This window comes from Nocardioides proteolyticus, assembly GCF_051280635.3.
In the GTDB taxonomy this organism is placed as follows: Bacteria; Actinomycetota; Actinomycetes; order Propionibacteriales; family Nocardioidaceae; genus Nocardioides.
Window position 1 is genome coordinate 13,234 of record NZ_JBNBPO030000005.1, and the last position, 13,947, is coordinate 27,180.

General features: G+C 73.1%; 18 protein-coding genes and 1 riboswitch. Of the genes, 3 read left to right on the forward strand and 15 right to left on the reverse strand.

Annotation, left to right across the window (positions count from 1 at the left end):
- Window positions 1–11: 11 nt before the first annotated feature.
- From pheS to ACPOLA_RS04225, 7 genes are all read right to left on the reverse strand, one after another.
- On the reverse strand, window positions 12–1,109 hold the full coding sequence (pheS, locus tag ACPOLA_RS04195) for a phenylalanine--tRNA ligase subunit alpha (protein WP_435769139.1): 1,098 nt from the start codon (window positions 1,107–1,109) through the stop codon (window positions 12–14).
- Window positions 1,110–1,151: 42 nt separating this feature from the next.
- Window positions 1,152–2,237 carry a sensor histidine kinase gene (locus ACPOLA_RS04200; RefSeq protein ID WP_435769140.1) on the reverse strand — a complete coding sequence of 362 codons (1,086 nt, stop codon included), beginning with the start codon at window positions 2,235–2,237 and terminating at the stop codon, window positions 1,152–1,154.
- A 6-nt stretch (window positions 2,238–2,243) separates the two neighbouring features.
- Complete coding sequence (locus tag ACPOLA_RS04205) at window positions 2,244–3,050, reverse strand: TrmH family RNA methyltransferase (RefSeq protein WP_435769275.1); 807 nt, start codon at window positions 3,048–3,050, stop codon at window positions 2,244–2,246.
- Window positions 3,051–3,054: 4 nt separating this feature from the next.
- Window positions 3,055–3,450, reverse strand: coding sequence for a 50S ribosomal protein L20 (gene rplT, locus ACPOLA_RS04210; protein WP_435769141.1), 396 nt, complete (start codon window positions 3,448–3,450; stop codon window positions 3,055–3,057).
- Window positions 3,451–3,477: 27 nt separating this feature from the next.
- On the reverse strand, window positions 3,478–3,672 hold the full coding sequence (gene rpmI / locus ACPOLA_RS04215) for a 50S ribosomal protein L35 (protein ID WP_435769142.1): 195 nt from the start codon (window positions 3,670–3,672) through the stop codon (window positions 3,478–3,480).
- 38 nt (window positions 3,673–3,710) lie between these two features.
- Window positions 3,711–4,427 carry a translation initiation factor IF-3 gene (infC, locus tag ACPOLA_RS04220; RefSeq protein ID WP_435769143.1) on the reverse strand — a complete coding sequence of 239 codons (717 nt, stop codon included), beginning with the start codon at window positions 4,425–4,427 and terminating at the stop codon, window positions 3,711–3,713.
- A gap of 223 nt (window positions 4,428–4,650) precedes the next feature.
- Window positions 4,651–5,226, reverse strand: coding sequence for an SseB family protein (locus tag ACPOLA_RS04225; RefSeq protein ID WP_435769144.1), 576 nt, complete (start codon window positions 5,224–5,226; stop codon window positions 4,651–4,653).
- Between the two features lie 26 nt (window positions 5,227–5,252).
- On the opposite strand from ACPOLA_RS04225, the gene ACPOLA_RS04230 reads away from it, so the two are divergent.
- From ACPOLA_RS04230 to ACPOLA_RS04240, 3 genes are read left to right on the forward strand one after another with little or no spacing between them, the layout of a single operon-like run.
- Window positions 5,253–6,497, forward strand: a complete 1,245-nt coding sequence (locus tag ACPOLA_RS04230; protein WP_435769145.1) for an amino acid deaminase/aldolase — start codon at window positions 5,253–5,255, stop codon at window positions 6,495–6,497.
- A complete protein-coding gene (locus ACPOLA_RS04235; protein ID WP_435769146.1) occupies window positions 6,481–7,041 on the forward strand; it encodes a uridine kinase family protein in 561 nt (186 codons plus the stop codon). Before ACPOLA_RS04230 ends, ACPOLA_RS04235 begins: the two co-directional genes overlap by 17 nt.
- A 27-nt stretch (window positions 7,042–7,068) precedes the next feature.
- The gene (locus ACPOLA_RS04240) at window positions 7,069–7,971 is read left to right on the forward strand and encodes an aldose 1-epimerase family protein (protein ID WP_435769147.1); all 903 of its coding nucleotides are present in this window, start codon (window positions 7,069–7,071) and stop codon (window positions 7,969–7,971) included.
- A 9-nt stretch (window positions 7,972–7,980) separates the two neighbouring features.
- On the opposite strand, the gene ACPOLA_RS04245 is transcribed toward ACPOLA_RS04240, so the two are convergent.
- The 8 genes from ACPOLA_RS04245 to ACPOLA_RS04280 all read right to left on the reverse strand — a co-directional run bounded on the left by ACPOLA_RS04245 (window position 7,981) and on the right by ACPOLA_RS04280 (window position 13,947).
- Window positions 7,981–8,433, reverse strand: a complete 453-nt coding sequence (locus tag ACPOLA_RS04245) for a PH domain-containing protein (protein WP_435769148.1) — start codon at window positions 8,431–8,433, stop codon at window positions 7,981–7,983.
- Window positions 8,417–9,259, reverse strand: coding sequence for an ATP phosphoribosyltransferase (hisG, locus tag ACPOLA_RS04250; protein WP_435769149.1), 843 nt, complete (start codon window positions 9,257–9,259; stop codon window positions 8,417–8,419). The genes ACPOLA_RS04245 and hisG overlap by 17 nt, the downstream gene beginning before the upstream one ends.
- 8 nt (window positions 9,260–9,267) lie before the next feature.
- On the reverse strand, window positions 9,268–9,531 hold the full coding sequence (locus tag ACPOLA_RS04255; protein ID WP_435769150.1) for a phosphoribosyl-ATP diphosphatase: 264 nt from the start codon (window positions 9,529–9,531) through the stop codon (window positions 9,268–9,270).
- Between the two features lie 66 nt (window positions 9,532–9,597).
- Window positions 9,598–10,086, reverse strand: coding sequence for a 6,7-dimethyl-8-ribityllumazine synthase (gene ribH / locus ACPOLA_RS04260; RefSeq protein WP_435769151.1), 489 nt, complete (start codon window positions 10,084–10,086; stop codon window positions 9,598–9,600).
- Between the two features lies 1 nt (window position 10,087).
- On the reverse strand, window positions 10,088–11,338 hold the full coding sequence (locus tag ACPOLA_RS04265) for a bifunctional 3,4-dihydroxy-2-butanone-4-phosphate synthase/GTP cyclohydrolase II (RefSeq protein ID WP_435769152.1): 1,251 nt from the start codon (window positions 11,336–11,338) through the stop codon (window positions 10,088–10,090).
- Window positions 11,335–11,976 carry a riboflavin synthase gene (locus ACPOLA_RS04270; protein WP_435769153.1) on the reverse strand — a complete coding sequence of 214 codons (642 nt, stop codon included), beginning with the start codon at window positions 11,974–11,976 and terminating at the stop codon, window positions 11,335–11,337. Before ACPOLA_RS04270 ends, ACPOLA_RS04265 begins: the two co-directional genes overlap by 4 nt.
- Window positions 11,976–12,989, reverse strand: coding sequence for a bifunctional diaminohydroxyphosphoribosylaminopyrimidine deaminase/5-amino-6-(5-phosphoribosylamino)uracil reductase RibD (ribD, locus tag ACPOLA_RS04275; protein WP_435769276.1), 1,014 nt, complete (start codon window positions 12,987–12,989; stop codon window positions 11,976–11,978). Before ribD ends, ACPOLA_RS04270 begins: the two co-directional genes overlap by 1 nt.
- A gap of 130 nt (window positions 12,990–13,119) precedes the next feature.
- A riboswitch (FMN riboswitch) is annotated at window positions 13,120–13,249 on the reverse strand.
- Between the two features lie 209 nt (window positions 13,250–13,458).
- Window positions 13,459–13,947 (reverse strand): DinB family protein, encoded by a 489-nt coding sequence (locus ACPOLA_RS04280; protein ID WP_435769154.1) that lies wholly within the window; start codon window positions 13,945–13,947, stop codon window positions 13,459–13,461.

The following is a 13,947-nucleotide window of genomic DNA, read 5'->3' on the forward strand; positions in this document are numbered from 1 at the left end:
GCCTCCCCTTTCTAGAGCTCGGAGCCGAAGGCGGTGGTGAACCGGACGTCGCCCTCGAAGAGAGTGCGCAGGTCCTCCAGGCCGTGGCGGAACATGAGAGTGCGGTCGATGCCCATGCCGAACGCGAAGCCGGAGTAGCGCTCGGCGTCGACGCCGCAGGCCGCGAGCACGCGCGGGTTGACGATGCCGCACCCGCCCCACTCGATCCAGCCCTCGCCCCGGCAGGTGCGGCAGGCCTCGGACTCGATGCCCCGGCACACGAAGCAGCGCAGGTCCACCTCAGCCGACGGCTCGGTGAACGGGAAGTACGACGGTCGGAAGCGCGTGGTGATGCCCTCGCCGAACATCTGGCCGGCGAAGTGGTCGAGGGTGCCCTTGAGGTGCGCCATCGAGATGCCCTCGTCGACGGCGAGGCCCTCGACCTGGTGGAACATCGGCGAGTGGGTGGCGTCGTACTCGTCGGTGCGGAAGACCCGACCCGGGCAGACGACGTAGATCGGCGGCGTCCGCGTCAGCATGGTGCGCGCCTGCACCGGGCTGGTGTGGGTGCGCAGCACGACGTGGTCGTCCGCCGGCTCGGTCCAGAACGTGTCCTGCATCGTGCGGGCGGGGTGGTCCGGTCCGAGGTTGAGCGCGTCGAAGTTGAGCCACTCGGCCTCGATGACCGGGCCCTCGGCGACCTCCCACCCCATCGCGACGAAGATGTCGGCGATCAGCTCCGCACCGGTCGTCAGCGGGTGGCGGGCGCCGACCGGGTCACGGTCGGTCGGGAGAGTGACGTCGACGGCCTCCTCGACGAGGATCCGCGCCTCCTGCTCCGCCTCCAGCTCGGCCTGCCGCTTCGCGAGTGCCTGGTTGACCGCCCCCCGGGCCTGGCCCACGCGCTGCCCGGCCTCCTTGCGCGCCTGGGGTGGGAGCGCACCGATCTCGCGGTTGGCGAGCGCGAGCGGCGAGCGGTCGCCGGCATGCTCGAGCCGGACCGCCTTCAGCTCGCCGAGGTCGGCAGCGGCTGCGATCGCGGCCAGGGCGGCGTCGCGCGCCGCCTCGACCTCTGCAGGGCTCACGGCGGCGACCTCCACGGGGTCGTAGTCGGTGTTCGGGCCGGACATTGGGCCAAGTCTAGGAAGGGGTCGGTCCGCCCCGCGAACCGGTTAGCCCGGCAGCCCCAGGAGGTCCAGCGCCTGGGGGTCGACCGGCCAGGTCGTGACGACCCGGGCGCCACCGCCGGGACGGTCGTCGACGACGACCGTGCCGCCGTGCGCCTTCACCAGGCCGTGCACGATGTAGAGGCCCAGACCCGACCCGCCACCGCTGCCCGCGGTCCAGAACTTGGTGAAGACCCGCTTGCGCAGCTCGGGCGGGATGCCCTCGCCCTCGTCGGTCACCGTGAGGGCCACGAACGACGGGTCCTCGTCCCAGAGCCCGACGTGCACCTCGACCGTCCCGCTGCCGTGCCGCATGGCGTTCTCGACGACGTTGGTGATCACCTGGACCACCTTGTCGGGGTCGGCGTCGACCCTGGGCAGGTCGTCGTCGACGTGGAGCGCCACCGGCGTCGAGCTCGCCACGCCGAACGACTCCACCACCCGGGTCGCCTTGAGCCCGAGATCGGTCGGGCGACGGTGGAGCTGCAGCCGGCCGGTGTCGATCCGCGCCACGTCGAGCAGCTCGGTGATCAGCCGGCCGAGCCGGTCGGCATCCGCGCCGGCGGTGGTGAGCATGAGCTTCTTCTGCTCGTCGGTCAGCTTGTCCCAGCGGTTCAGCAGGGCGTGCACGAAGCCCTTGACGCCGGTCAGCGGAGACCGCAGCTCGTGGGCCAGCGTGGCGACCAGGTCGGAGCGGTCGCGGTCCAGCCGCGCGCGTCCGCGGCCCGAGCGCAGGGCCACGGCGAGCGAGTCGACCGGACCCACCCGGGTCGCCCGGTGCATCCGGGCGGTGACCAGCACCTCGGTGCCGTCGGGCAGCAGCCAGGTCTGCTCGGGGACCGCCTTGCGGGTGCGGATCCCGGCGAAGGGCTCGTTGGCCTCGCACCAGCCCCGACCGTCGTGGTCGGTCAGGGCGAGGACGTCGTCGAGGAGCTCTCCGACCGACGAGGCGGCGTCCACGTCGAGCATGGCGGCGGCGACGGGGTTGACCGCCGTGACCCTGCCGTGGGCGTCGGCCAGGACCACGCCGTCCGGCAGCAGGTCGATCGCGTCGGTCATCGAAGCCTCACCCTCCTCGCGCTGGTCACCCATCCTGGCCTACTCGGCCTGTCCGCCCATCCTGGCCCGGGCGCTGGCGTAGAGGCACACCGCCGCGGCGGTCGCCAGGTTGAGCGACTCGGCCCCGCCCAGGATCGGGATCCGCACCCGGTGGTCGGCGAGCTCGGCCAGCTCCAGCGGCAGGCCCCGCGCCTCGTTGCCGAACAGCCAGGCCGTCGGCCTGGCGAGCAGGTCGTCGGCCTCGAACAGGTCGACCTCGCCGCCGCCGTCCGCAGCGAGCACCACGAGGCCGGCCTCCTGCGCCGTCCGTACGGCGACGGCCGGGTCGCGCTCGACGGCGAGGGGCAGCTGGAACAGGCTGCCCACCGAGGCCCGGACCGTCTTGGGGTTGTAGGCGTCCACGGAGTCGCCGGCGAGCACCACCCCGGCAGCCCCGGCGGCGTCGGCCGTGCGGATCACGGTGCCGGCGTTGCCGGGGTCGCGCACCTCGGCGCAGATCGCCAGCAGCCCGGCCCCGGGGGCGAGGGAGGTGACCGGCACGTCGAGGAACCGGCAGACGGCGACCAGACCGGCAGGGCTCACGCTGTCGCTGAGCGCGTCCATCGCCCGGGCGTCGACGAGGGTGACGGCCACGCCGTCGAGGAGGGCCCGGTGCTCCTCGGCCGCGGCGGGCGTGGCGAACACCTCCACCACGCGGCCCGGAGCGCCGAGCGCGCCCTCGACCGCCTTCGGGCCGTCGGCAAGGAAACACCGCCGCTCGGACCGTGCCGAGCGGCGGTGCAGCTTGGCCGCGTCCTTGACCCGCTGGTTGGAGCGGGCCAGGACCGGGCCGGAGTCCGAGGCCAGGGCGTCAGGCCGAGGCGGCGGTCTCGGACGGGGCGTTGACGTCCTCGGGCAGCGCGGCCTTGGCCTGCGCGACCAGCGCGGAGAACGCCGCCGGCTCGTTGACGGCCAGGTCGGCGAGGATCTTGCGGTCGACCTCGACGCCCGCCAGGTTGAGCCCCTGGATGAAGCGGTTGTAGGTCATGCCCTCCGCGCGGGCGGCCGCGTTGATCCGCTGGATCCACAGGCGCCGGAAGTTGCCCTTGTTCTTCTTGCGGTCGTTGTAGCTGTAGACCAGGGAGTGGGTTACCTGCTCCTTGGCCTTGCGGTAGAGCCGCGAGCGCTGGCCGCGGTAGCCGCTGGCCCGCTCCAGGGTGGTACGACGCTTCTTCGCCGCGTTGACTGCGCGCTTGACGCGTGCCATCTCTCTTCTCCTTCTAGCGCCGGGCCGTCAGCGGCCGAGCAGCTTCTTCGCGCGGGGAACGTCGTTCTTGGCGACCTCGACCGTGCCCGTCAGGCGACGGGTGACCTTGGAGGCCTTCTTCTCGAGGTTGTGACGCTTGCCGGCCTTCTCGCGAAGGATCTTGCCGGAGCCGGTCACCTTGAACCGCTTGCTGGCACCGGAGTGCGTCTTGTTCTTCGGCATCGCTCTCTCTCTTCCTGCTCGAACTCGTGGACCGACGCTCAGGCGTCGATCTCGGGGTCGAGGTTCTCCGAGCGACCCCGCTCCTTCTTCTGCGCCGCGGGCCTGACCGCGGTGCGCTCGGCCTGGGCGGCGCGCTCCTCGGCCTGCTCGGCCTCGCGCTCGGCGCGACGCTCTTCCTTGGCGGCCTTGATCTCGGCCTTGGCCTCGGCCTTCTTCTTGTGCGGACCGATCACCATGGTCATGTTGCGGCCGTCCTGCTTGGGGGCCGACTCGACGAAGCCCAGCTCCTCGACGTCCGCCGCGAGCTTCTGCAGCAGCCGGAAGCCCAGCTCGGGGCGGTGCTGCTCGCGACCGCGGAACATGATCGTGATCTTGACCTTGTCACCGGCCTTGAGGAAGCGGACGACGTGACCCTTCTTGGTCTCGTAGTCGTGCGCGTCGATCTTCGGCCGGAGCTTCATCTCCTTGATGATGACGTTGGTCTGGTTCCGTCGTGCCTCACGGGCCTTCTGGGCGTTCTCGTACTTGAACTTCCCGTAGTCCATGAGCTTGCAGACAGGCGGCTTCCCCATCGGGGCGATCTCCACCAGGTCCAGGTCGGCCTCCTGCGCCAGCTTGAGGGCCTGGTCGGTGGGGACGATGCCGACGGTCTCGCCGTTGGGTCCCACGAGCCGGACCTCGGGAACCCGGATCCGGTCGTTGATGCGCAGCTCGGTGCTGATGTGTCCTCCAAACTCGTTCGATCGGGGGCCCACACAACACAAAAGGCTCCCGCTGTCCAAGCGGAAGCCAGTCACGAGCCCGACGGCCGCGCGTCTGTCGACGGCGGCGCCACGCTCTCCACGGACCGGACCCGACGACCTGGCGGCCGGTGCGGGTGGGAGACGATGGTACTGGTCCCCGCTTGTGGATCTGCCGGAAGCCCTCGCGGGTCTCCGACGGATCGGTCAACGCCTGATGGTAGCCGGATTGTTCCGGTCAGCGCGAATCGCCGTCGCCCGCCGCGCCCTCGCCGGGCGCCGACCCGAGCCACGCCCAGCCGCCGTCCTCGAGCCGCACCGGACGCCACCCCGCGGCCACCCGGTGCAGGTCCTCCCCCGACACCACCAGCCGGTGGGGGCCCGCCACGTCGACCACCAGGGCGTCGGCACCCTCCTGCACCGCGGTGGCCGCCGCGAGGTGGGCGGGCACGGGGACGGGCCGCGCGTCCGGACGCCACTGACCGAGGGCGTCGAGGTCGGTGAACGCCAGGAGGGCCAGCCGGCCGTCGGCGCCGGTGAGCAGCACGGCCGCCATGTCACTGGACTTGTCGGTCGCCAGCGGCCTGCCGTCGGCGCCGGCGGCGCCCTCGCCGGCCTCACCCAGCATGGCGACGACCGGCACCAGCAGCCGTGCCTCCGCCAGGGCGGCGACCGCCGCGGGGTACGGCGCCGAGCCGGCGTCGTACGCGCGGAGGGCGGCGGCGAGGGCCGGGTCGGCGGAGCCGTCGTCGTCGACGTACGCCGAGCCCTGGAGCCGGCGCGCATCGGGGCGCTGGTGCGGCGGTTCGGTCACCGGCCCATCGTCCCACGCATGGAACGATGGCCCGCGTGCATTCCTCCTTCGTCGCGCGCAACCGGTTGGCGGCGCGGCTCGGCGACGCGGTCCGGGCGCACGCGGAGCCGCTGCCGACCCCGCTCCTCGTCGTCGACCTCGACGCCTTCGACGCCAACGCCGCCGACCTGGTCCGCCGGGCCGCCGGCACGCCGATCCGGGTGGCGTCGAAGTCGCTCCGCGTGCCGGCCCTCGTCCGGCGGGCGCTGGACACCGACGGGTTCCGCGGCGTGCTGGCCTACACCCTGGCCGAGGCGCTGTGGCTGGAGGAGCAGGACGTCTGCGACGACATCCTGGTGGCCTACCCCACCGTCGACCGAGCCGCCCTCGGCCGGCTGGTCGCCTCACCGCGCGCCGCGTCGAGGATCACGATCATGGTCGACGACCGCGCCCACCTCGACCTGGTCGACAGCCTGCGATCCTCCACCGCGGTGCCGGTGCGCGTCGCGATCGACGTCGACGCCGGGCTCCGCTGGGCCGGTCAGCAGGTCGGGCCGCGGCGCTCGCCGCTGTTCGACATCGGCTCGGTCACCGAGCTCGCCCGAACGGTCGTCGACCGTCGCGGCTTCCAGCTCGTCGGCGTGATGACCTACGAGGGCCAGGTCGCGGGCGTGCCGGACGCCGTGCCGCACCAGCGGGCCAGGTCCGCGGTGGTGCGCCGGATCAAGCAGCTGTCGGTCGCCCAGCTGGAGGTGCGCCGCGCCGCCATCGCCGAGGCGCTCCGCACCCTGGAGGGATACGGCGGCTTCGACGGGCTGCGGCTGTGGAACGCCGGCGGCTCGGGCTCGCTCGAGTCCTCGGCGGCCGACCCGGTGGTCACCGAGGTGACGGCGGGCTCCGGCCTGCTCGGCCCGACGCTGTTCGACCACTACCGCGCCTTCGCGCCGGAGCCGGCGGCGTTCTTCGGACTGCCGGTGACGCGCCGGCCGGCACCGGACGTGGCGACGGTGCACGGGGGCGGCCTGATCGCCTCGGGCCCCACGGGCGCCGACCGGGCGCCCACGCCCTGGGCACCCTCCGGACTGCGGCTCACCGGGCTCGAGGGAGCGGGCGAGGTGCAGACCCCGCTGGTCGGCACCAACGCGGGGACCCTCGCGGTCGGCGACCTCGTGTGGTTCCGGCACGCCAAGTCGGGCGAGCCGTTCGAGCACGGCACCACCGTGCAGCTGCTCCGAGGCGACCGGTTCGTCGACGAGGTGCGCACCTACCGGGGCCATGGCCTCGCCTTCTGATCCCGCCTCGGTGGCGCGGCGGGTGCTGGACGAGACGCTGCTCCGCCCGCCCACACTGGGAGAGGGGCGGCTGATCTGCATCGACGGGCTCGCGGGGGCCGGCAAGACCAGCATCGCCCGCGAACTGGCCCTCGTCGAGCCAGGTGCCGTCGTGATCGCCACCGACGAGATGCTGGAGGGCTGGCGAGGCCTTCCGGGCCTGGCAGCCTCCGTCGAGGAGCTGCTCCGGCCGCTGACGCAGGGCCGGCCCGGGCGCTGGCGGCGCTGGGACTGGCTGGCCGACGGCTGGGCCGAGGAGCGGGTGGTCCAGCCGTCTCCCCTGCTGGTGCTCGAGGGCGTGGGCTCCGCCGGGGCGGCGTACGACGAGTGGGTCACCTTCCTCGCCTGGGTCGAGGCGGAGCGCGGGCTGCGGCTCGCGCGGGGACTGGCGCGCGACGGCGAGGAGCATCGTGAGCACTGGCTGACCTGGCTCGAGGACGAGGTCGCGCTCCACGAGCGCGAGCGCACCCGCGACCGGGCCGACCTGATCGTCCGGACCGGCTGATGCCGCGGCCGCCACTAGGGTGACGACGTGAGCGCTCCGACGGGGAAGCAGTACGTCATCGCGTCCGGGCGCTACCGCGCCGTCCTCACCGAGGCCGGGGCGGCGCTCCGGGAGCTGACCTACGACGGGCGGCCCCTGGTCGAGGGCTTCGCCGAGGACGCGATGCCCGGCGGCGGCAGCGGCCAGCTGCTGGTGCCGTGGCCCAACCGGATCCGCGACGGCCGCTACGAGTTCGCCGGTCGGTCGCTCCAGCTGCCGCTCACCGAGCCCTCGCGGTCCAACGCCTCCCACGGCCTGGTGCGCTGGGCGGCGTGGTCGGTGGCCGCGCACGAGCCCGACCGGATCGAGCTGTCCTGCTTCCTCGCAGCGCAGACCGGCTACCCGTGGGCGCTGGACCTGCGGGTGAGCTACACCCTCGGCGACGACGGCCTCCACGTGACCCAGGCGGCGACGAACCTCGCCGACTCCCCCGCGCCGTACGCCTCCGGGGCGCACCCGTACCTGATGGCCGGCGTCGGGCCGTGCGACGGATGGGAGCTCCAGCTGCCGGCGAACACCCGGCTGCTCACCGACGACGAGCGGCTGCTCCCGGTCGGTCGCGAGGACGTGACGGGGACCGACGCCGACTTCCGCACGCCGCGGCGGATCGGCACCACGGTGGTCAACCACGCCTTCACCGACCTCGACCGGGACGGCCGGGGCACGGCCACGACGACCGTGGTCGGCCACGGCGGCGCGGTGGCCCTGTGGGTCGACGAGCACCACCGATGGCTGCAGGTCTACACCGGCGACGAGACCCGGACGCCGAGGTCGTCGCTGGCCGTGGAGCCGATGACCGCACCCCCGGACGCGTTCAACTCCGGTGAGGACCTCGTCGTGCTCGAGCCCGGTGAGCGGTTCGCAGCCTCCTGGGGGATCCGCTCCCTGTGACCAGGCCGGTCAGCCGCTGCTGCGCGCGGCCACCAGGGCCTTGAGCTCGAGCACGGCGCGCCTGGCGCGCTCGCCGTCGGAGGCGTGGACGCCCATCACCGGCACGGTGGTGCCGTCACTGAGGTCGAGGGAGGGCCAGGGTGCGCCGACCGGCATCCGCAGCGCAACCACCTCCGCCCACTCGAGGCCGCGCTTGCGGTAGCCGTTGACGACGGTCAGGCCGCGGTCGGTCGCGTCCACCCGCGACCGCGCCATCCCGTTGAGCAGCAGCAGGCCGACGAGCACGAAGCCGATCACCGTGGCCTTCTGGAGGACGTTGACCTCGTCCTTGGTCTCCTGGTCGAAGGTGAGCCACAGCCAGGCGAAGGCGCCGACCAGGACCGCGCCGAACGCGGCCGCCGCCAGGCGGGGGCCGAACGGCCGGTACGTGCGCGGCAGCGGCGGCTCAGAGGCGGCAGGCATGGATGTCCGTGGTGAGGATGGCTCGGGCGCCGAGGTCGTAGAGCTCGTCCATCACCCGCTGGACCCGGGCCCGCGGGACCATCGACCGCACGGCGACCCAGCCCTCGCGGTGCAGCGGGCTCACGGTCGGGCTCTCGACGCCGGGGGTCAGGGCGACGGCCTGCTCGACGCGCTCCTCGCGGATGTCGTAGTCCATCATCACGTAGGTCCGCGCCACCAGGACGCCCTGCAGCCGTCGGGTGAAGATGTCGAGCGCGGCCGGGTCGGCGTCGGCACGGCTGATCATCACCGCCTCCGACTCCAGGATCACCTCGCCGAACACCTCGAGCCCCGCGTTGCGCAGCGTGCTCCCGGTCTCGACGACGTCGGCGATCACGTCGGCGACCCCGAGCTGGATGCTGGTCTCGACGGCACCGTCGAGGCGGACCACCGACGCGTCGATGCCGCGCTCGGCGAGGTAGCGGGCCACCACGCCGTCGTAGGAGGTGGCGATCCGCTTGCCGGTGAGGTCGTCGGAGCTGCTGGCCGTGCCGGGCTTCGCAGCGAAGCGGAACTTCGAGCGGCCGAAGCCGAGCTGGAGCGACTCGACGGCGGTCGCCTGCGAGTCCAGCAGCAGGTCGCGGCCGGTGATGCCGGCGTCCAGGGTGCCCTCGCCGACGTACAGGGCGATGTCGCGGGGGCGCAGGTAGAAGAACTCGACCTCGTTGTCCGGGTCGAGCTTCGTGAGCTGCTTGGAGTCCGAGCGCTGGGCGTAGCCGGCCTCGCGCAGCATCGTCGAGGCGGCCTCGGACAGGGCCCCCTTGTTGGGGACGGCGATCTTCAGCATGGCGGGTCCTAGAGGTGGGTGTAGACGTCCTCGAGCGAGAGGCCGCTCGCGATCATGAGGACCTGGGCGTGGTAGAGCAGCTGGCTGATCTCCTCGGCCGTGCGCTCGGGACCCTCGTGCTCGGCCGCCATCCAGGACTCCGCGGCCTCCTCGATCAGCTTCTTGCCGATCGCATGGACGCCCGCGTCGAGCGCCCGCACGGTGCCCGAGCCCTCGGGGCGGTCCCGCGCCTTCTCGCTGAGCTCGGCGAACAGCTCGTCGAACGTCTTCACGGGGCAGCAGCCTACGGCGTGACCGCCGCGGTGGCCGCGGCGGTCCCACCGGCCGTCACGGCATGGTCACCCGGCGTAGCCGTGGCGGCCGATCCGCTTCAGGGTCGCCGCGGTCTGCAGCGCCGCCGAGGCCGCCTCGTAGCCCTTGTCCTCGGTCGACCCGGCGAGCCCGGCGCGGTCCAGCGCCTGCTGCTCGTCGTCGCAGGTGAGCACGCCGAAGCCGATCGGCGTCTGGTGGTCGAGCGCGACCCGGGTCAGCCCGTCGGTGGCGGCGGTGCAGACGTAGTCGAAGTGCGGCGTGCCGCCCCGGATCACGACGCCGAGCGCGATCACGGCGTCGTACGACGGCGCGAGGGCGGCCGCCATCACGGGCAGCTCGAAGGTGCCCGGCACCCGCACGATGACCGGCGCCTCGAGGCGGTGGTCGGCGAACGCGCGCTGCGCCCCGGCGATCAGCCCGTCCATCACCTCCTGGTGCCAGCTGGCGGCGACCACCGCGACCCGCAGGTCGTGGCAGTCGACGGGCTCGAGGTCGGGTGCTCCGTGTCCGGCCATCTCAGTTCGCTCCTGCCGTCAGGTCGGTGAGGTTGGGGAGGTCGTGGCCCATCCGGTCGCGCTTGGTGAGCAGGTAGGCCAGGTTGTGGTCGTTGGGGTGCGGCGTGAGCGGCACCCGCTCGGCCACCTCGATGCCGTAGTCCTCGAGGTCGGTGACCTTGGTGGGGTTGTTGGTCAGCAGCCGGACCTCGGTGACGCCGAGGTCCTTGAGGATCTGGGTGGCAGCGCCGTAGTGGCGCGCGTCGGCCGGGAGGCCGAGGTCGAGGTTGGCGTCGACGGTGTCGCGGCCCCCGTCCTGCAGCTGGTAGGCCTGCAGCTTGGCGACCAGGCCGATCCCGCGGCCCTCGTGACCGCGCAGGTAGACGACCACGCCGCGGCCCTCGGCGACGATCCGGTCGAGCGCCTCGTTGAGCTGCGGGCCGCAGTCGCACCGGCTGCTGCCGAACACGTCACCGGTCAGGCACTCGGAGTGGACCCGGGTGAGCACCGGACCGCCGTCGGCGAGCGCGGCCGGGTCGCCGTACACGAGGGCGACGTGCTCGCTGCCGTCGACGGTGATGGTGTAGCCGATGGCGGTGAACTCGCCGTGGTTCGTGGGCAGCCGGGTCTCGGCCTCGCGCACCACGTGGCGCTCGGTGCGCCGCCGGTAGCGGACGAGGTCCTCGATCGAGATCATCGCCAGCCCGTGCTCGTCGGCGAACTGGCGGAGCTCCGGTGCCCGCTTCATGGTGCCGTCGTCGTTGACCACCTCGACGAGCACGCCGGCGGGGGTGAGGCCCGCGAGCCGGCACAGGTCGACGGCGGCCTCGGTGTGGCCGCGCCGGACCAGCACGCCCCCGTCGCGGTAGCGCAGCGGGAAGACGTGGCCGGGCCGGGTGATCTCCCACGGCTCGGTGGCCGAGTCGGCGAGCACCCGGACGGTGTGGGCGCGGTCGGCCGCCGAGATGCCGGTCGTGACGCCGTCGCGGGCGTCGACCGAGATCGTGTAGGCGGTGCGCATCTTGTCGCGGTTGTGCGGCGTCATCAGCGGGATCTCGAGCCGGTCGAGCATGGCGCCCGGCATCGGGGCGCAGATCACCCCGCTGGAGTGGCGGATCGTCCAGGCCATCAGCTCGGGCGTCGCCTTGCTGGCCGCGAAGATGATGTCGCCCTCGTTCTCGCGGTCCTCGTCGTCGACGACGACCACCGCCCGGCCGGCGGCGATGTCGGCGATGGCGCGCTCGACGGGGTCCAGGCTGACCTTCTCGGTCATGGCTTCTCCTTCTCGGTGCTCGAGCTGTCGCTCGTGTAGGCGCGCACGAGCTTCTCCACGTGCTTGGCGATGACGTCGACCTCGAGGTTGACCTGGTCGCCGGGCGCCCGGAACCCCAGCGTCGTGCGGGCGAGGGTCTCGGGGATGAGGCTGACGGTGAAGCTGGACTCGCCCGCCTCGACCACGGTCAGCGATGTGCCGTCGACGGTGATCGAGCCCTTGTCGACCAGGTAGCGGCCCAGCGAGCGGGGCATCGCGATCTCGACCACCTCCCAGTGCTCGCTGGGGGTGCGGGCGACCACCTCGCCGACCCCGTCGACGTGGCCCTGGACGATGTGGCCGCCCAGCCGCTTGTCGGCGGTCACGGCGCGCTCGAGGTTGACCCGGTCGCCCACGCGCAGGGCGCCCAGGCTGGTCTTCGCGAGCGTCTCGGCCATCACGTCGGCCGTCCAGCGGCCGGCGCCTTGGGCCGGGCGGTCGAGGTCGGCGACGGTCAGGCAGCACCCGTTGACGGCGATCGAGTCGCCCGGGCCGGCGTCGGAGACGGCGACCTCGCACTCGATGGTGAGCCGCACGGCGTCGCCCTGGTCCTCGATGGCGGCGACGGTGCCGAGCTCCTCCACGATCCCGGTGAACATCAGGCGTCCTTCCTCTCGGGGCGGAGGAGCAGCCGGACGTTGGCCTCGGCCTCCTCGCCGATCACGGTGGCCTCGACCAGCTCGAGGCGGAGGGCGTCGCCGATGCTGGTGATCCCCAGGTCGGCGACGGCCGACGTCCCCGCACCGAGCAGCACGGGGGCCACGTACGCCACGACGTCGTCGACGAGCCCGGCGCGAAGGAAAGCGGCAGCGAGCGTGGGACCGCCCTCGAGGAACACGTGGCTGCGCTCGTGGTCGTGGTGCAGCGAGGCGAGGGCCTGCTGCGGGTCGCGGGTCCGCAGGTGCACCGTCGGCGCCTGGCCGTCGAGCACGCGCCGGTCGCCGGGGATGTCCCGCTCCCCCATCACCGCCCGCAGCGGCTGGTGGGCCACCGGCCGGTCGGCCTCGTCGCGGACGGTCAGCTGCGGGTCGTCGACGGCGACGGTGCCGGTGCCGACCAGCACGGTGTCGCACAGGCCGCGCAGGATGTGCGTGTCGCGGCGGGCCGGCAGCGAGGAGACCCAGCGCGAGGAGCCGTCGGCGGCGGCGCTGCGCCCGTCGAGCGTGGTCGCGAGCTTCCAGGTGACGTAGGGCCGCCCGTGCACGTGCGCGAACGTCCAGGCCCGGTTGAGCTCGGTCGCCTCCTCGGCCAGCAGGCCGGCGTCGGTCTCAACGCCCGCCGCGGCCAGCACCTCCAGGCCACCGCTCGCGACCGGGTTGGGATCGCGCTGGGCGACGACCACGCGTCGTACGCCGGCACGGAGGAGGGCCTGCGTGCAGGGACCGGTGCGGCCGGTGTGGTTGCACGGCTCGAGGGTCACCACGGCGGTGGCGCCGCGCGCCCGGTCGCCGGCGGCGGCGAGAGCCTCGACCTCGGCGTGGGGACTGCCGGCGCCGTGGTGGTAGCCCTCGCCGACGACGGTGCCGTCGGGCGCCAGCAGGACACACCCGACGCGGGGGTTGGGGTGCAGCGGCACGCCGGGGCTGGCCGCCAGGACGAGCGCGCGACGCATCGCGTCGTACTCCTGGGCGAAGGGCCCGCTGCTTCCGCTCACCGTCGTCCTCTCCGGATCCGATTCCTGCCTGCTCGGACTCCGGGGCGAGGGGGCGTCCCGTGGGCGGCGGACCGCGACACGGAACGCTCAGCGTGCGCTTCCCATCCGGACTTTGACCGTCGGTCCAGGAGTTCCACCTGGTCAACCGGCCACTGGCTGTGGCCGGGTCGCGGACTTTCACCGCCGGCTCGGAGTTTCACCGACCCCAGAGCACGCGAGCTCTTCGGACCATGGTCGCACACGACGGCGCGGTCGGTCCTGTGGTGCCGGTCACGTGGCGGTCCCTGGCGGACCTGCCCGTACTTCAAGGGGCTCCAGCGCCTCGCCGAGGGCGAGGAGTGGTCGAAGGAGGAGTACGCCGCGTTCATGACCGCGCACGACAACCACTGGGTCGACGAGTAGCCGGGAAGCGGTTCGCCGCCGGCGGTCAGCCGTCCGCGGCCAGGATCTGCTCGCGCAGGATGTCACCGTGCCCGGCGTGACGGGCCAACTCCTCGATCATGTGCCCGTACATCCAGCGCAGGCTGACCTCGCCGCGCCGGTGGTGCAGGCCGGTGTCGTCGAGGTCGTAGTCGAAGGCGATCCGGTCCGACTCCGCGCACACCTCGCGGAACTCGGCGGTGACCGAGGCGATGGTGTCGTCGGGGCCCAGGCGGAAGCTGGAGTCGACGTCGGGCGGCAAGCCGAGCTCCTCGCGGGTGCGCCCGGCCAGGGTGACGTGGAACCAGACGCGCTCCGCGAACGACGCGTGCTTGACCAGGCCGAGCAGCGTGGTCAGCGACGGGACGAGGCGGCGCCGTACCTGCTCCTCGGTGAGCCCGTCGACGAGGGAGAGGATCTCGGCCCGGTTGCCGGCGAGGAGGTCCTGGAGGGTCTTCCGCTCGGAGGCCGTCGTGTCGTCGTGCTGGTCGCTCAT